At 60.3% G+C, this 21,629-nt stretch carries 21 protein-coding genes; 1 reads left to right on the top strand and 20 read right to left on the bottom strand.

What is annotated here, in order from left to right:
- The 12 genes from ppa to typA all read right to left on the bottom strand — a co-directional run bounded on the left by ppa (position 1) and on the right by typA (position 12,025).
- A complete protein-coding gene (ppa, locus tag ACM62Q_RS07765; protein ID WP_415035258.1) occupies positions 1-540 on the bottom strand; it encodes an inorganic diphosphatase in 540 nt (179 codons plus the stop codon).
- Positions 541-598: 58 nt separating this feature from the next.
- Positions 599-1,384: a 3'-5' exonuclease gene (locus tag ACM62Q_RS07760; RefSeq protein ID WP_415035256.1), complete on the bottom strand. Its 786-nt coding sequence runs from the start codon at positions 1,382-1,384 to the stop codon at positions 599-601.
- Positions 1,381-2,280: a cysteine synthase CysM gene (gene cysM / locus ACM62Q_RS07755; RefSeq protein ID WP_415035254.1), complete on the bottom strand. Its 900-nt coding sequence runs from the start codon at positions 2,278-2,280 to the stop codon at positions 1,381-1,383. Before cysM ends, ACM62Q_RS07760 begins: the two co-directional genes overlap by 4 nt.
- A complete protein-coding gene (rfaD, locus tag ACM62Q_RS07750) occupies positions 2,273-3,271 on the bottom strand; it encodes an ADP-glyceromanno-heptose 6-epimerase (protein WP_415035252.1) in 999 nt (332 codons plus the stop codon). Before rfaD ends, cysM begins: the two co-directional genes overlap by 8 nt.
- A 9-nt stretch (positions 3,272-3,280) precedes the next feature.
- Positions 3,281-4,210 carry a D-glycero-beta-D-manno-heptose-7-phosphate kinase gene (gene rfaE1, locus ACM62Q_RS07745; protein WP_415035250.1) on the bottom strand — a complete coding sequence of 310 codons (930 nt, stop codon included), beginning with the start codon at positions 4,208-4,210 and terminating at the stop codon, positions 3,281-3,283.
- A gap of 2 nt (positions 4,211-4,212) precedes the next feature.
- Entirely contained in the window at positions 4,213-5,385 is a 1,173-nt protein-coding gene (lapB, locus tag ACM62Q_RS07740) for a lipopolysaccharide assembly protein LapB (RefSeq protein ID WP_415035248.1), read from the bottom strand.
- Positions 5,386-5,387: 2 nt separating this feature from the next.
- Positions 5,388-5,705 (bottom strand): LapA family protein, encoded by a 318-nt coding sequence (locus ACM62Q_RS07735; RefSeq protein ID WP_415035246.1) that lies wholly within the window; start codon positions 5,703-5,705, stop codon positions 5,388-5,390.
- 101 nt (positions 5,706-5,806) lie between these two features.
- A complete protein-coding gene (locus ACM62Q_RS07730; RefSeq protein WP_415035244.1) occupies positions 5,807-6,091 on the bottom strand; it encodes an integration host factor subunit beta in 285 nt (94 codons plus the stop codon).
- 14 nt (positions 6,092-6,105) lie between these two features.
- Positions 6,106-7,809, bottom strand: a complete 1,704-nt coding sequence (gene rpsA / locus ACM62Q_RS07725) for a 30S ribosomal protein S1 (RefSeq protein ID WP_415035242.1) — start codon at positions 7,807-7,809, stop codon at positions 6,106-6,108.
- A 102-nt stretch (positions 7,810-7,911) separates the two neighbouring features.
- Positions 7,912-9,864, bottom strand: coding sequence for a bifunctional 3-phosphoshikimate 1-carboxyvinyltransferase/cytidylate kinase (locus ACM62Q_RS07720; protein WP_415035240.1), 1,953 nt, complete (start codon positions 9,862-9,864; stop codon positions 7,912-7,914).
- Positions 9,865-10,000: 136 nt separating this feature from the next.
- On the bottom strand, positions 10,001-10,162 hold the full coding sequence (locus tag ACM62Q_RS07715) for a hypothetical protein (protein WP_415035238.1): 162 nt from the start codon (positions 10,160-10,162) through the stop codon (positions 10,001-10,003).
- Positions 10,163-10,177: 15 nt separating this feature from the next.
- Positions 10,178-12,025 (bottom strand): translational GTPase TypA, encoded by a 1,848-nt coding sequence (gene typA / locus ACM62Q_RS07710; RefSeq protein ID WP_415035236.1) that lies wholly within the window; start codon positions 12,023-12,025, stop codon positions 10,178-10,180.
- A gap of 147 nt (positions 12,026-12,172) precedes the next feature.
- Here typA and ACM62Q_RS07705 point away from each other — a divergent pair, with 147 nt between their 5' ends.
- A complete protein-coding gene (locus ACM62Q_RS07705) occupies positions 12,173-12,703 on the top strand; it encodes a gamma carbonic anhydrase family protein (RefSeq protein WP_415035234.1) in 531 nt (176 codons plus the stop codon).
- Between the two features lie 61 nt (positions 12,704-12,764).
- Here the strand turns inward: ACM62Q_RS07705 and ACM62Q_RS07700 are convergent, their stop codons facing one another.
- From ACM62Q_RS07700 to hisC, 8 genes are all read right to left on the bottom strand, one after another.
- Positions 12,765-13,559 carry an alpha/beta fold hydrolase gene (locus tag ACM62Q_RS07700; protein ID WP_415035232.1) on the bottom strand — a complete coding sequence of 265 codons (795 nt, stop codon included), beginning with the start codon at positions 13,557-13,559 and terminating at the stop codon, positions 12,765-12,767.
- A 50-nt stretch (positions 13,560-13,609) separates the two neighbouring features.
- The gene (locus ACM62Q_RS07695) at positions 13,610-14,485 is read right to left on the bottom strand and encodes an alpha/beta fold hydrolase (protein ID WP_415035230.1); all 876 of its coding nucleotides are present in this window, start codon (positions 14,483-14,485) and stop codon (positions 13,610-13,612) included.
- Positions 14,486-14,536: 51 nt separating this feature from the next.
- The gene (locus tag ACM62Q_RS07690) at positions 14,537-16,945 is read right to left on the bottom strand and encodes a DNA internalization-related competence protein ComEC/Rec2 (protein ID WP_415035228.1); all 2,409 of its coding nucleotides are present in this window, start codon (positions 16,943-16,945) and stop codon (positions 14,537-14,539) included.
- A 141-nt stretch (positions 16,946-17,086) separates the two neighbouring features.
- Positions 17,087-17,629, bottom strand: a complete 543-nt coding sequence (rfbC, locus tag ACM62Q_RS07685) for a dTDP-4-dehydrorhamnose 3,5-epimerase (protein WP_415035226.1) — start codon at positions 17,627-17,629, stop codon at positions 17,087-17,089.
- Positions 17,630-17,646: 17 nt separating this feature from the next.
- Entirely contained in the window at positions 17,647-18,537 is an 891-nt protein-coding gene (gene rfbA / locus ACM62Q_RS07680) for a glucose-1-phosphate thymidylyltransferase RfbA (protein ID WP_415035224.1), read from the bottom strand.
- The gene (gene rfbB / locus ACM62Q_RS07675; RefSeq protein WP_415035222.1) at positions 18,534-19,598 is read right to left on the bottom strand and encodes a dTDP-glucose 4,6-dehydratase; all 1,065 of its coding nucleotides are present in this window, start codon (positions 19,596-19,598) and stop codon (positions 18,534-18,536) included. The genes rfbA and rfbB overlap by 4 nt, the downstream gene beginning before the upstream one ends.
- Positions 19,599-19,627: 29 nt before the next feature.
- Positions 19,628-20,512, bottom strand: a complete 885-nt coding sequence (locus ACM62Q_RS07670) for a prephenate dehydrogenase (RefSeq protein WP_415035220.1) — start codon at positions 20,510-20,512, stop codon at positions 19,628-19,630.
- On the bottom strand, positions 20,513-21,625 hold the full coding sequence (gene hisC / locus ACM62Q_RS07665; protein ID WP_415035218.1) for a histidinol-phosphate transaminase: 1,113 nt from the start codon (positions 21,623-21,625) through the stop codon (positions 20,513-20,515).
- Positions 21,626-21,629 lie beyond the last annotated feature (4 nt).

Genomic DNA, 21,629 nt, shown 5'->3' with positions numbered 1-21,629 from the left:
TTACTTGCTGTGCGAGGCGTGAAAACGGGTCACGCCATCCATGATTTCCTTGCGGGCCTCTTCCAGACCGCGCCAGCCCAGCACCTTGACCCATTTGCCCGGCTCCAGATCCTTGTAGTGCTCGAAGAAGTGGGCGATCTGCTTCAACAGCAGTTCCGGCATGTCATTGATGGTTTTGATGTTGTCGTACAAGGTGGTCAGCTTGGAGACCGGCACGGCGAGCAGCTTGGCATCCTGGCCGCCCTCGTCTTCCATGGCCAGCATGCCGAGCGGGCGGCAGCGGATGACCACACCTGGGGGCAAGGAGAAGGGGGTGACGACCAGCACGTCGACCGGGTCACCGTCGCCAGCGATGGTGTGGTTGATGTAGCCGTAGTTGCAGGGATAGTGCATCGACGTCCCCATGAAACGATCGACAAAAAGCACGCCGGAGCCGTCGTCGGCTTCGTATTTGATCGGATCGGAGTGTGCGCTGATCTCGATGATGACGTTGAAATCGTCGGGCAGCGACTTGCCGGCGGAAACCAGATTCAGGGACATCTTTGGACTCTCAAGGGTTGGGTTGGAAACTCTAGATTATAAACACAAGACCTGTCGCTCACGCCCAGGCTGCGAGAAATTCGGGCCAAGGCGGGGTGGCGAGACTGCCGAGCTGTTGCTTGATGAAGGCGTGTTCGGCGGCTTCTTCTGCCGCGCTCAACTCACCACGCAGGCGGCGGAAACGGGTATAGACGAGATAGGTATTGAGCACGTCGGTTTCGCAGTAATCACGAATTTCTGCTGCTTGCCCAGCCTGCCAGGCGTCCCACACCTTGCTGCCGTCCATGCCAAGCTTGCCGGGAAAGCCGAACAGCTTGGCCAGCTCGTCGAGCGGCGCGTTGGCACGGCCATTGTAGAGTGCGAGCAGGTCCATCAGATCGAGGTGGCGCATGTGATAGCGGCTGATGTAGTTGTTCCACTTGAAGTCGCGCGCATCGGCGTAATCGCCCTCGCCCATTTCCCAGTAACGCGGGGCAGCGACGCCGTGCAGCATGGCGCGGTAGTGCAGCACCGGCAGATCGAAGCCGCCGCCGTTCCAGGAAACGAGCTGCGGGGTGAATTTCTCGATGCCGTCGAAAAAGCGCTGAAGAATGGCCGCCTCGTCGAGTTCTGGTGCGGCCAGCGACCACACCTTGAAGCCTTCACGGGTACGCAATACGCAGGAAATACAGGCCACGCGCTGCACGTGCAGCGGCAGAAAATCGCTCCCCGTTTTGGCGCGCCGCGCGGCAAACGCCCGCTCGGCCACTTCGGCATCGGAAACATCTGCTGCCCAATCGTGGATGCGGCGCAGCCCCGCCACGTCGGGAATGGTTTCGATGTCGAAAACAAGCACGGGCTTCATGCCGGGAAAATCCCCGTCGACAGATAGCGGTCGCCCCGGTCGCAGACGATGCTGACGATGCTGGCATTCTCGAGCTGTTCCGCCAGCCGCAAGGCCACCGCCAGCGCGCCGCCCGAGGAAACACCGGCAAAGATGCCCTCTTCCGCCGCCAGACGCCGGGTCATGGCTTCTGCCGCCGCCTGACTGACGTACTCGATGCGGTCAACGAGCTCCGGTCGGTAGATTTTCGGCAGATATTCTGCTGGCCATTTGCGGATACCGGCGATCTGGCTGCCTTCTTCCGGTTGGCAGCCGATGATCTGAATCGCCGGGTTTTGCTCTTTCAGATAGCGCGCCGTGCCGACGATGGTGCCGGTGGTGCCCATGCTGGAGACGAAATGGGTGATTGCCCCCGCCGTGTCACGCCAGATTTCCGGGCCGGTGCCGGCGTAATGCGCCGCCGGGTTATCCGGGTTGGAAAACTGGTCGAGCAGCACGCCGCGCCCTTCGGCCTGCATGCGCTGGGCGAGATCGCGTGCCAGTTCCATGCCGCCGTCTTTCGGCGTCAGCACCAGCTCGGCACCATAGGCGCGCATGCTCTGGCGGCGTTCGACGCTCTGGTTTTCCGGCATCACCAGAATCAGGCGGTAGCCCATGATGGCGCAGGCCATGGCGAGCGCGATGCCGGTGTTGCCGGAAGTCGCTTCGATCAGCGTATCGCCGGGGCGGATCGTGCCCCGTTCGGCGGCGCGCTGGATCATGGACAGCGCCGGCCTGTCTTTGACCGACCCGGCGGGATTGTTGCCTTCGAGCTTGAGCAGGATACGATTGCCGCGCGCCTCTCCCGCCGCGCCGGGCAGGCGCTGCAAGGCGACGAGCGGCGTGTTGCCGACGAAATTCTGTAGTGTTTTAAGCATGGGCGTGCAACCAGTCGATGTAGCGGGCAACGCCTTCCTCGACGCTGGCCATTGGGGCCGTGTAGCCGGCGGCGCGCAGGTGGCCCAGATCGGCCTGGGTATAGGCCTGATATTTGCCCTTGAGTGCCTCGGGGAAAGCCTGGTATTCGATCAGGCCAGCTTCTTGCAGTTGCGCCAGAGCGAGCGGCGCTTCGCCATTGATCCTGCGGCAGCCGTTGACCGCCGCCGTCGCCACCTCGTTGAAACTCTGTGCCCGCCCGGAACCGAGATTGAAGATGCCGGATTTTTCCGGGTGCTCGAGAAAGAATAAATTGACCTTGGCAACGTCCCCGACATAGACGAAATCGCGCATCTGGCCGCCATTGTCGTAACCATGCGAGCCTTCGAACAGCTTCACCTTACCCTCAGCGCGGTACTGCTTGAAATTGTGGAAGGCCACCGAGGCCATGCGCCCCTTGTGCTGCTCGCGCGGGCCATAGACGTTGAAATAACGGAAACCGACGACCTGCGAAGAAGGCGCCTTCGCCAGCCGCTGGCGCACGATCTGGTCGAACAGGAATTTCGAATAGCCATAAACATTGAGCGGCGCTTCATTCTGGCGTTCCTCCTTGAACACGCTGGATGCGCCATAGGTGGCGGCGGACGAGGCGTAGAGAAACTGCACATCTTGATCCAGGCACCAGTCGAGCAGGATGGTGGAGTAACGGTAGTTGTTCTCCATCATGTAGCGGCCATCGCTTTCCATGGTGTCGGAGCAGGCCCCTTCATGGAAAACCGCCTCGACCTCGCCATCGAAACAGCCGCTTTGGATGCGGGCGATGAAATCCTGCTTGTCGATGTAATCGGCAATTTCGCAGTCGACGAGATTCCTGAATTTCTCCGCCTGGGTGAGATTGTCGACCGCGATGATCTTGCTCACCCCGCGTTCGTTCAGCGCCTTGACGAGATTGGCGCCGATGAAGCCTGCCGCGCCGGTAACGATGGTGTACATGGTTTCTCCTTACAAAGCGCCAGCGATTTCGTCACGGCTGACCACCGCCGTACCCAGCTTGCCGACCACGATGCCCGCCGCCACGTTGGCGACGCGGATCGCTTCCGCCCATTCCGCGCCCGCGGCAAGCATCACGGCCAGTGTGGCAATGACGGTGTCGCCCGCCCCGGAAACATCATAGACCTCGCGTGCCAGCGCTGCCTGATGGTAGGTATGGCCGTCCGCCAGCAGGCTCATGCCCTCCTCGCTGCGGGTAATCAACAAAGCCTCCAGGCCGAGGTCGCCGCGTAGCTTTTCCGCCTTCTGCAACATCTCTGCTTCCGAATGCCAGCGCCCGACGACGCCGGCCAATTCGGCGCGATTCGGCGTCATCACCGTGGCTCCGGCGTATTTCGCCCAGTCGTCGCCCTTGGGATCGACCAGCACCGGCTTGGCGGCAGACCGCGCCAGGCGGATCATTTCACCGATGTGCGTGAGTCCACCCTTGCCGTAATCGGAGAGCACGACGATATCACAATGCGCCAACTGCCGCTCAAACTCGGCCAATTTGGCACGCAGCACCGCTTGCGACGGAGCGGTTTCAAAATCGATGCGCAACAACTGCTGCTGCCGACCGATCACACGCAGTTTCACTGTCGTGTCGATCGCCGGATCGCGCTGCAAATGCGCCGTAATCGCGGCCTCTTGCAGCAGGTTTTGCAAGGCGCGCCCGGCGTCATCTTCACCCACCACCGAAATCAGCGCCGTCCGCGCGCCCAGGGCGGCGGCGTTACGCGCTACGTTGGCCGCGCCGCCCGGACGCTCTTCCATGCGTTCCACCTTCACCACCGGCACTGGCGCTTCCGGCGAAATGCGGCTGACTTCGCCAAACCAGTAACGGTCGAGCATGACATCGCCCACCACGAGCAGGCGCACCTGCGCTATTTTTTCCAGCATCATGCTTATAAATCCTGATCAAACTCTTCGTTACGTCGCGGCGGAGTGCTTTCCCAATCGCCGCAGGCCGGACAGCGCCAGTAGTATTGCCGCGCCTTGAAACCGCAATGGGTGCAGCGATAGCGCGATAAACGGCGGGTGTAGTTCTGGATGATGCTGCGAGCCAATTCCAGGTCGCCCTGGCTCTCCGGCGAAGCCAGCGGCAGGCGGGCACTCAATAATTTTTCCAGACCGACCAGGCCGGGGTTGCGCTGCAACTCGGCTTGCACCAGACGATACGCCGCCTCGCTGCCTTCGCTTTCCAGCACCAGTTGATACACCACCTCGATCAAATCGAGCGAGGGATAGTGTTCGAGATAGCCACGCAGCAAGGCCACCCCTTCGGCGCGCCGGTCGAGCTTGCGGTAAGCCGTCATCAGGCGCTGGGCGAGCAGGGAAAGATAGGCTGGGTCCTGCTGTTCCACCCGCTGCCAGGTGGCAATCGCGCTCTCCGTCTGCCCTTCCTGGGCTTGCACGTCACCCAGCAAGACATTGGCGCGCACGCATTTACGGTTTTCCTGCAGCGCCGCCGTCAGGTGCGAACGCGCCAATTCACCCTGCGAGCGCATGATCTCGCTGGCCGCCAATTCGCAGTAATACTCGGCAACTTCTTGCGGCGTAGCGATTTCCGGCATTTCACGCGCCAGATCGATAGCTTTTTGCCACTCCTTACCCAGCTGGTAAATTTCCAGCAAATAACGCTTGGCCTCGCCTGCCTGCGAGCTTCCCTGCAACTGATTGAAAATTTCCTCGGCGCGATCGAGCAAGCCGGCCTTCAAAAAATCCTGGCCCAACTCGACCATCGCATGCAGGCGATGTTTTTCCTCGACATCGGGCAGATCGAGCAGGTTCTGGTGCATGCGAATCGCCCGCTCGGTTTCGCCGCGCCGGCGAAAGAGATTACCCAACGCAAAGTGCAATTCCACCGTCTGCGAATCGACGCGCGCCACTTCGAGGAAGGAATCGATCGCCCGGTCCGGCTGTTCGTTCAACAAAAAATTCAAGCCGGCGAAATAAGAGCGCGGCAAGGCGCGCGATTCGTGCACCACCTGACGCATGTCGATACGCGCAGCAAGCCAGCCCAGGGCAAAAAAAACCGGCACCAGAATCAGTTGCCAGTGTTCAAGCAAATCATTCATGCTTATACCGCGCCATCCAGCGTTTTATCCCTATCCGGGCTCGGGGCCTGCAGCAGATTTTCCACCCGTGCCATTTCAGCCCGCTCGACTTCGCGTTTCAAGCGACTGATTTCCCGGCCTTGCTGAAAAACCTTACCGGCCAGAGCGAGCATGCCAAGCAAGGTGCCGGCGGCAAAAAACACCAGCAAAATCACCACCAGAGGGGCTTCCCACTGGTAATCGGCGGCCAATTTCAAATTGACGAGCGCCGTATTCTGAATGGCGAACAGAATCAATACGGCAAAGACGACAAAGCGCAGAATCCAGATTATGGCGGTCATGAAAATAAGGTCAGAAAGAAAAAGGGGCAGTCATTGACTGCCCCTGAATTTAACACAATGGACCGACCTGGATTGAATGCAATGCAGGTCAAGCAGCGCATTCAAACCGCTTGATCGACCCGTTCGCGCAATTCCTTGCCCGCTTTGAAGTGGGGAACCCACTTCGCCGGCACATCGACCTTTTCTCCCGATTTGGGATTACGGCCAAGGCGCGGCGGGCGGTAATTGAGCGCAAAGCTGCCGAAGCCGCGAATCTCGATACGATCGCCGCGCACCAGCGCTTCGCTCATGGCATCAAGAATCATCTTAACGGCAAGGTCGGCATCTTTCGTCACCAGCTGGGGAAAACGTTCCGCCAGCTGGGCGATGAGCTCAGATTTGGTCATCGTGTCGAATCCGCTCAGCCTTGCTGGTTCAGCTTGGCTTTCAAGAGCGCGCCGAGGTTGGTCGTACCGGAAGCTGCCGAGGAGGCATCCGCCGAGAACTTCTGCATGGCTTCGTGCTGCTCGGCTTGGTCCTTGGCCTTGATCGACAGGCTGATACCGCGCGTTTTGCGGTCAACGTTGATGATCATGGCTTCGACCTCGTCACCCACCTTGAGATGTTGCGACAGGTCTTCGGTGCGCTCACGCGAGAACTCGGAGGCGCGCAGATAGGCTTCGTTTTCGCCGTCCAGGGCAATCACGGCACCACGGGCATCCACGGTCTTCACCGTGCCGCGCACGATGCTGTTCTTCTCGTGGGTGGCGATGAAGTTGGCGTAAGGATCGCCGTCGAGCTGTTTGATACCGAGCGAGATACGCTCTTTCTCGACATCGATGGCGAGCACCACGGCTTCGACTTCGTCACCCTTCTTGAAGTTGCGGATCGCTTCTTCGCCGGTCGCCGACCAGGAGAGGTCGGACAGGTGCACCAGACCGTCGATACCGCCGGGCAGACCGATGAAGATACCAAAATCGGTGATCGACTTGATGGCACCGCGAACCTTGTCGCCCTTCTTCTGGTTCATGGCGAAATCGTCCCACGGATTGGCCTGGCACTGTTTCATGCCAAGCGAAATGCGGCGACGATCTTCGTCGATTTCCAGGATCATGACTTCGGTTTCGTCGCCCAAGGACACCACCTTGGACGGATGCACGTTCTTGTTGGTCCAGTCCATTTCGGAAACGTGCACCAGGCCTTCGATGCCCTGCTCGATCTCGACGAAGGCACCGTAGTCGGTCAGGTTGGTGACCTTGCCGAACAGGCGGGTGCCGGCCGGATAGCGGCGGGCGATGCCCACCCAGGGATCGTCACCCAATTGCTTCATGCCCAGGGAGACGCGGTTCTTGTCGGAATCGAACTTGAGAATCTTGGCCGTGACTTCGTCGCCCACATTGAGCACTTCGCTCGGGTGACGCACACGACGCCAGGCCAGATCGGTGATGTGCAAGAGACCATCGATGCCGCCCAGATCGACGAATGCGCCGTAGTCGGTGATGTTCTTGACGATACCCTTGATGACGGAACCTTCCTTGAGGTTTTCCATCAGCTTTTCGCGGTCTTTGTCGGCGGTGGCTTCGAGCACGGCGCGACGCGACAGAACGACGTTATTGCGCTTGCGGTCGAGCTTGATGACCTTGAATTCCATGGTCTTGCCCTCGTAGGGCGTGGTGTCCTTGACCGGACGCATATCGACCAGGGAACCCGGCAGGAAGGCGCGCACGCCGTTGGACATGACTGTCAGGCCGCCCTTGACCTTGCCGGTGATGGTGCCGGAAACCAGTGCGCCGTCGTTGAGCGCCTGCTCTAGGAAGTTCCACGAGGCGATGCGCTTGGCGCGGTCGCGCGACAGACGGGTCGAACCGTAGCCGTCTTCCAGCATCTCGATGGCAACTTGCACGAAATCGCCGATGGCGACTTCGACTTCACCCTGATCGTTCAAAAATTCTTCTACGGGAACGTAGGATTCGGATTTCAGGCCGGCGTTGACCACTACAAAATTGTGGTCGATGCCCACCACCTCAGCGGTGATGACTTCGCCTTGACGCATTTCCTGGCGGGCCAGGGATTCTTCAAATAGTTGAGCAAAAGATTCCATTACGGACTGACTTTCATGCCGCACAGCCTGGGCCGCACAGCGGGTTAGAGGTTAAAAACAGCATTGCCGGCAGATGACTGACCGGCAATTCCTTTTTACAACAACAACTTACAAACAAAAAACAAACTACTTGCGCGCTGCTGCGGCGAACCAGGCAAGCACCTGATCCACCGCCTGTTCGATACTGAGCGCATCGGTATCGAGCAGGTGGGCATCGGCTTCCTGGCGTAGCGGCGCAACGCTACGCGCTTGATCGCGCGCATCGCGGGCCTGCAAGTCCGCCAGAAGGTCGGGAAGATTAGCAGAGAAACCTTTTTCGATCAACTGCTTATAGCGCCGCTGCGCCCGCACTTCAGCGCTTGCCGTCAGAAACACCTTGAGCCGGGCTTGCGGGAAAATGACCGAGCCCATGTCACGCCCATCGCCCACCAGGCCGGGCGCAGTATTGAAAGCGCGCTGGCGAAACAACAGCGCCTCGCGCACCGCCGGCAGCGCTGCCACCTGCGATGCAGCGGCGGAAATTTCCTCACTGCGAATGGCATCCCCCACCGGCACACCGGCGAGCAGCACCTCGCTTTCGCTGAACGCCACGTCCAGACGGGCCGCCACCGCTGCCACGCCCGCTTCATCCGCCCAATCGATGCCCGCTTGCTGCGCCGCCAGCGCGCTCAGGCGGTATAGCGCGCCCGAATCGAGATAGGCGAAGCCCAGCGCCGCCGCCACCCGCGCTGCCACCGTCCCCTTGCCGGAGGCCGACGGTCCATCGATGGCAATCACCGGCGCGGCCTCGGTCACGCCAGCAAAACGCCTGAAGTAATCGGGAAAAGTTTTGGCCACGCACGCCGGATCGTTGATCCGCAAAGGGGTGGCAAAAGCGGCCAGAGAAAAACACATGGCCATGCGGTGATCGTCGTAGGTATCGATCGCCGCCGGCTGCACGCGGGCGGCCGGTGTCACGCGAATGTAGTCCGCCCCCTCATCCACCTGCGCACCCAATTTGCGCAATTCAGTCGCCATGGCGGCAATGCGATCGGTTTCCTTCACCCGCCAGCTGGCGATATTGCGCAGCGTGGTCGGCCCCTGGGCGTACAGCGCGGCGGTGGCGAGCGTCATCGCCGCATCGGGAATGTGGTTGCAATCCAGATCGACACCGCGCAGCCCCTCGGCTGGCGCGCGCGCTGCCATCCAGTTCGGCCCCATGGCGATCTGCGCCCCCATGGCACGCAGCGCCTCGGCAAATTTCACATCGCCTTGAATCGATTCACTGCCCACGCCCTCCACCCGCACCACCTTATCGCCCGCCGCTGCACCAATCGCCCCCAGGGCCAGAAAATAAGAGGCCGACGAAGCATCGCCCTCGACATACACCGTCCCCGGCGACACATAGCGACTGCCCGCCGACACCGTAAAACTCTGCCAGCCGGCACGTTCCACCTGCACACCAAAGCGCGCCATGGTGGCCAGCGTAATTTCGATGTAGGGCTTGGAAATCAATTCACCGACGACCGCCACCGTCACCGTTCGCTGCAAAAGCGGCAAAGCCATCAGAAGGCCGGTCAGAAACTGGCTGGAGACATCGCCGCGCACGCAAATTTGCGCCGGGGCCAGGCTCGTGTCGCAAGCCGCCAGCTGAAGTGGCGGAAAACCTGCTTCACCCAGGTAATCCACCTGCGCGCCGAGTTGGCGCAAGGCATCGACCAAATCACCGATGGGGCGCTCGTGCATGCGCGGCACCCCCTTCAGCACATAATCGCCGCCGGCCAAAGCCAGCGCTGCGGTGAGCGGGCGAAAGGCGGTACCGGCGTTCCCCAGAAACAATTCCGCCGATTTCACCGGAAACACCCCGCCGCAACCGACGATGCGCCAGGATTCTCCACCCAGCGCCGTCACCGCCACGCCCAGCGACTGCAGGGCCTGCAACATGCGCTCGGTGTCGTCGGAAGCGAGCAAATCGCGCACTTCCGTCGCCCCCTGGGCCAGCGCCGCCAGCAACAAGACGCGGTTGGAAATGCTCTTCGAACCTGGCAAACGCACCGTACCAGCAGCTGAAACAAGTTGCGGAAGATCCAAGAAATCCATGTCAGAACGCCTAAAAACGCGAAAAGCAGGCACGCTAGGTGAAGCCTAGGGCTTTGTCAATTCGAAGGGGCAATATCGGCAGCCAGGGCATGCTTACCCCGGGCCTACGTCACAAAATGGCTTCCTGAGACAAAGTCTAGGGGTAGATTTTGCAAAAGCCCGGGCCGTAGATCGGATCGCTGATCCAGCCGAGAAAACTGAAAAACAAACTCCAGGCGGCCAGCCAGAGAAGGCGGCGGGCGGCTACTGGGTGGCGCGCCACCCAGGCCGCGCAAGGCGGGCACAGCTGCTCGAGCATGTCCGCCCTGCCTTTTTACTGCGCCGTGGCGCGCTGGGCGCGCTTGCGGTCGTTTTCAGTCAGATGACGCTTGCGCAGGCGGATGGATTTGGGCGTCAGTTCCACCAGTTCGTCGTCGGCAATGAATTCGACGGCAGCTTCCAGACTCAGCAGAATCGGCGGCACCAGGCGCACCGCTTCGTCGGTGCCGGAAGCGCGCACGTTGGTCAGTTGCTTGCCCTTGATCGGGTTCACCACCAGGTCGTTATCGCGGTTGTGGATGCCGATGATCATGCCTTCGTAGAGTTTTTCGCCGGGATTGACGAACATGCGGCCGCGATCCTGCAATTTCCACAAGGCGTAGGCGACGGCTTCACCGTTATCTTGCGAGATCAGCACGCCGTTACGGCGTTCCGCCACCTGCCCTTCCTTGACCGGCGCGTATTCGTCGAAAACGTGGCTGATCAGGCCGGTGCCGCGCGTCAGGTTCATGAATTCCCCCTGGAAGCCGATCAGGCCGCGCGCCGGAATGCGGTATTCGATGCGCACGCGCCCACGGCCATCCGGCACCATGTCGAGCATTTCGCCACGGCGCAGGCCGAGGCTTTCCATGACGCCACCCTGATGGTTTTCTTCGACATCGACGGTGAGCATTTCGTAGGGTTCGCATTCGACGCCATCGACCACTTTTTTCACCACGCGCGGGCGGCCGACCGCCAGCTCGTAGCCTTCGCGGCGCATGTTTTCCAGAAGGATACCCAGATGCAGTTCACCGCGCCCGGCCACATCGAAAACATCGCTGATTTCGGTGTCATGGACGCGCAGCGCCATATTGGTCAGCAACTCTTTGTGCAGGCGGTCGCGAATCTGGCGGCTGGTGACGAACTTGCCTTCGGTGCCGGCGAGTGGGCTGGAATTGACCATAAACTGCATGGACAAGGTCGGCTCGTCGATTTTCAGCAAGGGCAGGGTTTCCGGATTATCCGGGTCGGTCACGGTACAGCCGAGGACGAGATCCTCGATACCGGTGATCTGCACGATGTCGCCGGCCACACCTTCATCGAGCTCGATCTTGTTCAAGCCCTTGTAGCCAAACACCTGACCGATTTTGGCCTTGACCGGCTGACGGTCATGCTCGGCGGCCTCTTCTTCGGTGCCGAACATGACCAAGACCGGCATACCGGTTTTGACGCGGCCACGCGTAATGCGGCCGACGCCGATGCGCCCGACGTAGGTGGAATAATCGAGCGCCGAAATTTGCAACTGCAGCGGCGCATCGAGGTCGGTGTCGGGAGCCGGCACGTGCGAGAGAATCGTCTCGAACAAGGGCTTCATGTCGGTGCGCGGGGCATCCAGCGAGAGCGCCGCCCAGCCATTGAGGCCGGAGGCATAGACGATGGGAAAATCGAGCTGCTCGTCGGTCGCACCGAGCTTGTCAAACAGGTCAAACGTCAGATTGACGGCGTTGTCCGGATCAGCGCCGTCACGATCCACCTTGTTGACCAGCACGATCGGGCGCAAACCGAGCGCCAAAGCTTTTTTGGTCACAAAACGGGTTTGCGGCATCGGGCCTTCAACGGCATCGACCAGCAACACCACGCCATCGACCATGCCGAGCACGCGCTCGACTTCGCCGCCAAAATCGGCGTGGCCTGGGGTGTCGACGATGTTGATGTGAATACCGTTGTAATCAACCGCGGTATTTTTGGCAAGAATAGTGATGCCGCGCTCTTTTTCGATATCGCCCGAATCCATGACGCGCTCATCCACCTGCTGGTGCGAGGCGAAGGTACCGGATTGGCGAAGCAGCTGATCGACCAAGGTGGTTTTACCGTGGTCGACGTGGGCGATGATGGCGATGTTACGAATGGCGCGGGCGGACATGAAGAGCATTCAGAAAATTTGGGGAGGCAGGATTTTAACACCCGTGCTGCATCGCAACATCAGGATTTACGTTTTTACCTGACAAAAACTCGTAAACTGGCGCGATTCATCCTCATTTTTCTCGCTTTTTTGCCTGAAAGGACTGTCATGCCCGTCTACACCCTGCCCGGAAAAACACCGCAACTTGCCGAAAACACCTGGATTGCTCCCAACGCCTGCCTCATCGGCGACGTGCACCTCGCCCGTGGCGCTTCGATCTGGTGGAACGCCACCCTGCGCGGCGACAACGACCCCATTCGCATTGGTGAAAACAGCAACATCCAGGACGGCAGCGTGCTGCATACCGACGAAGGGGTGCCGCTGACCGTCGGCAACAACGTCACCGTCGGCCACCTCGTGATGCTGCATGGCTGCCAGATCGGCGACAACAGTCTGATCGGCATCGGCTCGGTCATCCTCAACCGGGCAGTCGTTGGTGCCAACAGCATCGTCGGTGCCAACAGCCTGGTCCCGGAAGGCAAAACCTACCCGGCCGGCAGCCTGATTCTCGGCTCCCCCGCCAAAGTCGTGCGCCCCCTCAGCCCCGAAGAAATCGCCCGCCTGCACTATTCAGCCGCACACTATGTCGACAACGCACAGCGCTATGCGCGCGAGCTGAAGTGCACGACGGCGGATTAGCCACAGGCCTTCAGCCCGGGGTTTGCCGCGAAAAAAGGCGTACTAGCAGTTTGCTTTACTTCTACTCACCTGCGCTGCGGCTCGCCTGCGCTGCGACAAATTCAGTAATGGCTGCCAGCACGGCAGCTTCCTGATCGCGCTGCGGGCTGTGGCCACAGTTTTCCAGTTTGAGCAACTGCGCGCCCTGGCCGGCTTTTTCGGCGATAACCTCAATCTGGCGCAAGGTCGCGTATTCGTCGTCGCACCCCTGAATGGCAAGCAAAGGGCAGCTAATGGCCGGGAGGAAATCCTCGATATTCCAGTGGCGAAACGGCGGCGAGAGCCAACAATCATTCCAGTCGGCAAAAACACGCGGCGCATATTTGTGATAGCGGGCGAGTTTTTTCGGCCAATCGCTACTTTCCCACAAGTCACGCGCCGCACGGATGCCGGCCAGAGTTTCTTCTTCGACGAATTCATGCGGTGCCATGACGACAGCGGCGCGCAAGGCTTGCGGCGTGGTGCCGGCAAAGATCAGGGCAATGCTGCCGCCGTCGCTGTGGCCAATCAACACGGGCTGCTCGAGGCCCAGCGCGGCGAGCACGGCAGGCAAAATATCCTGCCCTTCGCGGTGCATGTAATCTGCCTGACGGGCATCCGGATAGGGGTCTGAGGCACCGTAACCGGGACGGGAATAGGCCACCACCCGGCAGCCCGTGGCGGCGGCAAGTTTCTCCGGGAAATCGCGCCACATCGCCACGCAACCCAAACCTTCATGCAAGAGCACGAGCGGCGGGCGATCTGCGACGGTGGCGGGAAAATCGACATATTCAATCGCGTAAGTGCGTTTGTTATAGGGGATAGACAGGCTGTTCATAAAATAACCTACTGATTTATAAATTAATTTTTCTTAGACCGGCAAAAAACTCAATACTTGGCGCACAAAAAATTCTCGACCACGGCGATTTGTGCCGCGTCATGGAACATGGGGGCGTGACCGACCTCCGGCAATTCGACGAGTTGCGCGCGCGGGCCGCACTCGGCCATACGCCGCCAGTTTTCCCGGCTTAACAAATCAGAATTGACCCCGCGTATGGCCAAGGTCGGACAGGCAATCGCCGCGTACAACGGCCATAGATCGATGCCTTCACCCGGGGCGAGCGCCGCCAGCTGCGCCTTGAAGGGTTCGGCAATGCGCGGATCATAACGAAAGCGGTAGTGCCCGGCGGCGTCTTCATAGACACTGCTGGCGCTCAAGGCCTGCCATTGCGCCGGGCTCAAATTTCCAAAGGAAGCACTGACCGCTTGAATGGTCGCATGGGCCGCGGCAAAACTGGGCCAGCAAGGATCTTCCCCGACGTAAGCGGCAATACGCTGCAAGGCGCTCGCATCGAGATAGGGGCCCACATCGTTCAGAATCAGGCGGCGAATCGGCGTTTGTGGCTGCGCGGCCAAAGCCATGCCGATCAAGCCCCCCATGGAGGTTCCCAGCCAATCGACGGATTCCACGTCCAGACGGGCAATCAGCGTGACCATATCGGCCACGTATTGCGTGATGGCATAATTTGTCGCATCGCGCAGATGCTCGCTCAGGCCGCGCCCGACCACGTCCGGACAAATCACCCGGTAATGCGCCGCCAAAGTGCGCGCCAGATCGTCAAAATCACGGCCATTACGCGTCAGGCCATGCACGCAAATGAGTACACGCGGATTATCCGCTGCCCCCCACTGGTAGTAATGCATGTGGTGCAGGCCCGAAGGACTCAGGCATTGCACCCGCTGCGATTGAAAACTTTCCTTCATCGGCCAAGGCTCCCTGTTTTTTACCCAGGCCCGAATGTATCACTCCCCGCCTCACCTCCCCTGCCAATAACGCGCATGGCGTGCCCGCCAACTGTCAATCGCCAAGTCTTTTTCTCCCTGACTTTCCCCCAGACGCAGCGCAATCGCCCCGTCGGTATCGGTACGCCAGGTGCGCGCGCCCTGTTCGGCGTAACGCTGCACAATCTCTGGGCGTGGGTGCTGAAAACGGTTGCGATAACCCGCCGAAAAAATCGCTTCTTGCGCGCCCACGGCGGCCACGAAGGCCGCTGAAGAAGAGCCTGCCGCGCCGTGGTGCGGTACTAAAATCACCTCGCTGGCCAGCGCTTTACCTGCACGCTGCAGCAAGGCAAGCTCATCCGCCGCTTCGATATCGCCGGTCAGCAAAAGCTGCCGCCCGCCGGCCGAAATCTGCAACACACAGGACAAAGCATTACGCTTTTGCGGCGCATCATAAGCATCGGCTAAGGGATGCAGCAGGCGAAAATCCACGCCGTCCCACTGCCAGTGCTGGCCGGCAACACATAAATTGGCGGGCAGTTGGGTCGATAAATCACTGATCGACGACAACACATCGCCCACCGCCACCCCGGCAAGCAGGGAAGAAAATCCGCCGATATGGTCCGCATCGCCATGCGAAAGCACGACCCGATCGATACGCTGCACCCCCAGCCAGCGCAGATAGGGCAAAACCACGCGCTGCCCGGCATCGGCCTCAGCGCTATAGCGCGGCCCAGCATCGTAGAGCAGCGTGTGCGATTGGGTGCGCACCAGAACGGCCTGCCCCTGCCCCACGTCCAGCACATCGATTTGCGCCACACCCGGCGGCAGCGCCGGGGCCGGCCAGTGCAAACAAGGCAGGATGCAGACGAAACCCAGCGCGCGCCCCGGCACACCGCGCGGCAAAAGGACCAGCGCCACACCCACGAGGCCCAGCGGCACAGCCCAAAAAGGCGGTGCCGCCGCCTGCCACACCGGCCATTCCGAACACCAAACAAGAAACTGCATCAACCCGCCGAGCACACCGTGCGCCAGCAATAAAAGCGGCGGCCAGGGCAAGAGTGCTGCCAGCAAGGCCAAAGGCGTGACGATGAAGCTGATGACGGGAATGGCAAAGGCATTGGCGAGCGGCGAAACCAGGGAGAATTGCTGAAACACGGCCATCAACACCGGCAGGGTTGCCAGTGTTGCCGCCCACTGCACACTCCCCCATTCTCCGAGCCGCGCGCGCCAGCCCCTGATCTGCTCGACACGGGCGCTGGCGATGAACAGCAAGGCGGCCACTGCGCCAAACGACAACCAGAAGCCCACCGCCAAGACCGCCCAGGGATCCAGCAGCAACACCAGCAAAACCGCCAGGGCCAGCACCTGACGCGGCCCCGGCAAACGCCCGGAGAGCATGGCCAAGGCCACCACCAACAGCATGTAAAACGTGCGCTGCGCCGGCACACCGAAACCGGCCAGCAAAGCATAGAGAAACGCCCCCAGCGCCGCCGCCCAAACCCCCGCGTGCTGCGCCGGATAGCGCAAGGCAAGCCCCGGCAGACGCCGCCAGAAAAAACTCACCAAACCGCCCAGCATGCCGGCCACCATAGTCACATGCAGGCCGCTGATCGACATCAGGTGCGTCGTCCCAGTGCGGTTGAATACGGTCCACCATTCACCTTCCACCGCTTTCTGATCGCCTACCGCCAGGGCCACCAAAATACCCACCCAGGGCCATTCTTGCGCGGGTAAAACCGTTTCAAAACGCGCCCGCACGCCGTGGCGCAAACGATCCACCAGGCTTTCGCCAGAAGGCACGAAGGCCGCCAGCTTTTCCCCTTTCGTCCCACGCACATAACCGGTAGCCCGAATGGCACGCTCGAACAGCCACATTTCATAATCAAAGCCTCCCGGGTTGGCGCTACCGTGCGGCTTTTTCAGGCGCACGACAAACCGCCAGCGCTGCCCCGGCATGATTTCCGGCAGCGCCGCCCCTGCGCCGCGCGGGGCGTACCAGTTGAGCTGCAGACGCTGCGGCAGGCGCGCCTCCGGGGTCAATACCTCCGGGGTTAATATATTTTCCACCCGTAATTCGAAACGCAAGCCGCGCGCCGTTGCCTGCGGCAAACCAGCGATCACCCCTTGTACGGCAACATCGCGCCCTTCCCACGGCGTCGCCAAGGCATCTTGCAAACGTTCTTCCGCCCGCCAGCTGGTCCACGCCACCCCGATCAGAAAACAGGCCGCACCCAATGTCAAAAAACGCACACCTGACCAGACACGGCGCGCGCCGTTGGCCGGCCGCGCACACAACCTATTCGCCGCCCTCTTCCGGCTGAAAAATGACAGAAACAGCAGCAAAACCACCCCGCCCAAGGCCCACCAGAACGGCGGCAGCAGTGCTTGGTTCTGCACGAAAACCACACCCGCAGCAAAGGAGATAACGGCATAAATCATGCCGTTATCATTTCATGTTTTTAGTTCAGGCGATAGGCGCGCGCAAAAAATTTTCCTACCGCGGATTCCTGGGGCGGATTGAGCTTTGCTCGCACTGGCGCACCCTTCCCTTGAAAAGGGAAAAAATAGCGCGGCAGGCGCTTACTCAGCCTTGCGCAAACTGGCAAACGCTGCGCCTTGCGCATCCTTGGTGGACAACAGCGGGGTGCGCAGAGGCCAGTCGATGGCCAGATCCGGGTCGTCCCAGCGGATGCAACGCTCATATTCCGGAGCGTAGTAGTCGGTGGTTTTGTAGAGGAATTCCGCCGTGTCGCTCAAAGTGACGAAGCCGTGCGCAAAACCCGGGGGAATCCACAGTTGCCGCTTGTTTTCGCCCGAAAGAAGCGCACCTACCCACTGCCCGTAGGTCGGCGAAGCGGCACGGATATCCACCGCCACGTCGAACACCTCACCCGCCACGACGCGCACCAGCTTGCCCTGGGCCTTGGGGGCGAGTTGATAGTGCAGACCGCGCAATACGCCGCGCGCCGATTTGGAGTGGTTATCTTGCACGAAGTGCGCTTCTGGCACAGCTTGGCTAAATTGTTGCTGATTAAAGCTTTCGAAGAAAAAACCGCGCGCATCGCCAAAAACACGCGGTTCGATCAAAAGCACATCAGGGATGCGGGTGGCGGTGATGTTCATAAATTTTTATCCGCTGTTCACCCAATCACCTGATCTTGCAGAAGATTGAGCAGATATTGACCATAGGCATTTTTTGCCAGCGGCTGCGCCAGGCGGGTGAGTTGTGCGGCATCGATCCAGCCTTGGCGGTAGGCCAGCTCTTCCGGACAAGCCACTTTCAGACCCTGACGTTTTTCCAGGGTGGCGATGAACTGGCTGGCATCGAGCAGGCTGTCGTGGGTGCCGGTGTCGAGCCAGGCATAACCGCGCCCCATGATTTCGACGTTCAAGGCGCCGCGCTCCAGATAACAGCGGTTGAGGTCGGTAATTTCCAGCTCCCCGCGCGGCGAGGGTTTCAGTTGGCGGGCCAGTTCAACGACCTGCTGATCGTAAAAATACAAGCCGGTCACGGCGTAATTCGATTTCGGCTGCGCCGGTTTTTCTTCCAGGCTCAAAACCCGCCCATCGGCAGCGAACTGCGCCACGCCATAACGCTCGGGATCGGTCACATGGTAGGCAAACACACTCGCCCCGTTGGTGCGCTGATCGGCGCTGGCGAGCAGCTGGTGAAAATCGTGGCCGTAGAAAATGTTGTCTCCCAAAACCAGCGCCGACGGAGCCTCCCCGATGAAGTCGGCACCGATGATGAAGGCTTGCGCCAGGCCGTCCGGGCTGGGCTGTACAGCGTATTGCAAGCGGATGCCCCACTGGCTGCCATCGCCCAAAAGCTGCTGAAAGCGCGGCGTGTCCTGCGGTGTCGAAATCACCAGAATGTCGCGAATGCCGGCCAGCAACAAGGTGCTGAGCGGGTAGTAAATCATCGGTTTGTCGTACACCGGCAAGAGCTGCTTGGATACGGCAAGCGTCGCCGGGTGCAGGCGGGTGCCGGCACCGCCGGCAAGGATGATGCCTTTACGCTGCACAGTCATGATTGATCTCCATAGTGCTGGCCCACCCAGTCGCGGTAGCTGCCGTTCGTGACGTTCTCGACCCACTGGGCGTTATCGAGATACCAACGCACGGTTTTGCGCAGACCGCTGGCAAAGGTTTCTGCCGGCTTCCAGCCCAGTTCGCGCTCCAATTTGCGCGCATCGATGGCGTAGCGGCGGTCGTGTCCGGGGCGATCCGTCACGAAGGTGATTTGTTCACGGTAAGAGCGCTGATCGGCACGCGGGCTGAGTTCATCGAGCAAATCGCACAGGCTGTGCACCACCTCCAGGTTGGCTTTTTCATTCCAGCCGCCGACGTTATACACCTCACCCAAGCGTCCGCCTTCGAGCACCCGGCGAATCGCGCTGCAATGGTCTTTGACATAGAGCCAGTCGCGAATCTGCTGGCCGTCGCCGTAAATCGGCAGCGCTTTGCCGGAAAGCGCATTGTGGATGACAAGAGGAATCAGCTTTTCCGGAAAATGATAAGGACCGTAATTGTTCGAGCAATTGGTGGTCAGCACCGGCAGGCCATAGGTGTGATGATAGGCGCGTACCAGATGGTCGGAAGCGGCCTTGCTCGCGGAATACGGGCTGTTGGGTTCGTAGCGGTGGTTTTCCGTGAAGGCGGGCGCGCTTTTATCCAGCGAGCCGTACACCTCGTCGGTCGATACGTGCAGAAAACGAAAGGCCGCCTGGCGTGCGGCATCGAGCTTGCCGTAATGAGCGCGCGCCGTTTCGAGCAAACGGAAAGTACCGACGATGTTGGTCTGAATGAAATCTTCCGGGCCATGGATGGAGCGGTCAACGTGTGATTCCGCCGCAAAATTGACCACCGCGCGCGGCTGATGTTCGGCGAACAAACGCGTCAGCAAATCGCCGTCGATCAAACTGCCGTGCACAAAAACATGGCGCGCATCGCCCGCGAGGCTGGCGAGGTTTTCCAGATTGCCCGCGTAAGTCAGGGCATCGAGATTAACGACGGGCTCGTCGCTTTGCGCCAGCCAGTCGAGAACGAAATTACTGCCGATAAAACCCGCACCGCCGGTAACCAAAATCATCGAAATCCCTTTCTATACGTTGTAGAAAATCAGCCGCCGGCCCATTCCCGGCGGGCTTGACGGGCAATACCAAAAACATCTTCCAGACGCTCACCGTCACCTGCCGCCAGCGCCGTATGCAATTCGGCCAACTGCGCCTGATAACGTTCGACTTCCTCTAATAAGGCCTGCCGGTTGGCCAGACAGATGTCGCGCCACATTTCCGGGTGACTGGCGGCAATACGCGTGAAATCGCGAAAGCCGGAGGCGGCGAAGGTAAAGAACAGATCGGCATCTTCGCGCGTCGCCAAATCATGCACGAGAGCGTAGGACAAAAGATGCGGCAGGTGGCTGACGGCGGCAAATACGCGGTCGTGCTGCTCCGGGCTCAATTCGTAAATATCCGCGCCGCACAGGGCCCAGGCCCGTTTGATGCGATCCAGGCGCTCGTCGTTGTTTTCCGCCAAGGGGGTGACGACGACTTTCTTGCCCCGGTACAAATCCCAACGCGCCGCGGCCGGACCACTGTTTTCCGCCCCGGCAATAGGATGCGCCGGAACAAATTTGCCGATATGGCCTTTGAAGGCGTAACGCGCCGCCGCCACCACATCGCTTTTGGTCGAACCACCGTCAGTGACCAGGGTTTGCGGCCCAAGATAGGGGGCAATGCGGGAAAAAATTTCCGGCATTTGCGCCACCGGCGTGGCCACCAGAACAATATCGGCATCACCGATTTCATGCGCCGGATTGATCCCCGCCCGGTCGATCACGCCGAGTTCCTGCGCCACGCGCAGAGTGCCGGGGGCGCGGCCAAAACCCACCACCTCTTCCACCGCGCCTGCCGCTTTCAAGGCCAGCGCAAAAGAGCCACCGATCAGGCCGGTGCCAAAAACGACGACCTTGCCGAATTCAGGCCGCGCAGCATCGGCAGCCATTTAGGCCCCCTTCTCCGCAGTTTTTTCCAGCACTTTTTCCAGCGCCGCAATGAAACGGGCGTTTTCTTCCAGCGTGCCGATGCTGACGCGCAAATGCTGGTGCAAACCATAAGCGGCCAGCGGGCGCACGATGACGCCTTCAGCCAGCAAAAGCTGATTCACCCGCGCCGCATCGCCCACCCGGAAAGTCAAAAAATTGCCGCCCGAAGGAATATGCGACAACCCCATACGGGACAAGGCATTGACCAGCATGGCCAGGCCGGCTTGATTCAATTCATAACTGGCCTGCAAAAATGGCGTATCGTCGAGCGCCGCCTGCGCCGCAACGAGCGCGAGATTATTCACATTGAAGGGCTGGCGCACGCGATTGAGCAAATCGGCCACTTCCGGGCTGGCCATGGCGTAGCCCAGGCGCAAACCGGCCAGTCCGTAAATTTTTGAAAAACTGCGGCACACCACCAGTTGCGGAAATTGTGCGATCCAGGCGGCAGTATCGATGCGCGCCGCCGGCGGCAGATACTCGTTGTACGCCTCATCGAGCACTACGACCACATCGGGCGGCACATTTTCGAGGAAAGCGCGGACCTCGTCGTAAGGCAGGAAATTACCCGTCGGATTATTCGGGTTGGCAATCCACACCAGGCGCGTATCCGGACGAATGGCAGCAAGCATTTCTGCCAGATCATGACCGTAATCGAGCGCGCGCACCATGATCCCTTCGGCACCGCTGGCCTGGGTGGCCAGGGGATACACGGCAAAAGCATATTGCGAAAATACAGCCGAGCGCCCCGGCGCGAGAAAAACCCGCGCCAGCATTTCCAGTACATCGTTGGAGCCATTGCCCAGCACGATTTGCTGACGCGTCAGCCCGGTATGCGCGGCGAGCTTTTCAATCAGTTCGAATTGATCCGGATAGCGCGCCACGCCAGACAGGGCCTTTGCTACCGCCGCCTGCGCCGAAGGGCTCATGCCCAAAGGATTTTCGTTGGAAGCAAGTTTGACGATGCGCTCCACCGGCAAACCCATTTCGCGCGCCAATTCCGTAATTGGCTTACCCGGCTGGTAGGGCGAAATGGCGCGTACATACGGCAAGGCTTGGGCGGACAGGGACATGGAC

It is taken from the genome of Azonexus sp. (assembly GCF_047638095.1).
Taxonomy (GTDB): domain Bacteria; phylum Pseudomonadota; class Gammaproteobacteria; order Burkholderiales; family Rhodocyclaceae; genus Azonexus.
This window is presented reverse-complemented; position numbering and strand designations above follow the sequence as displayed.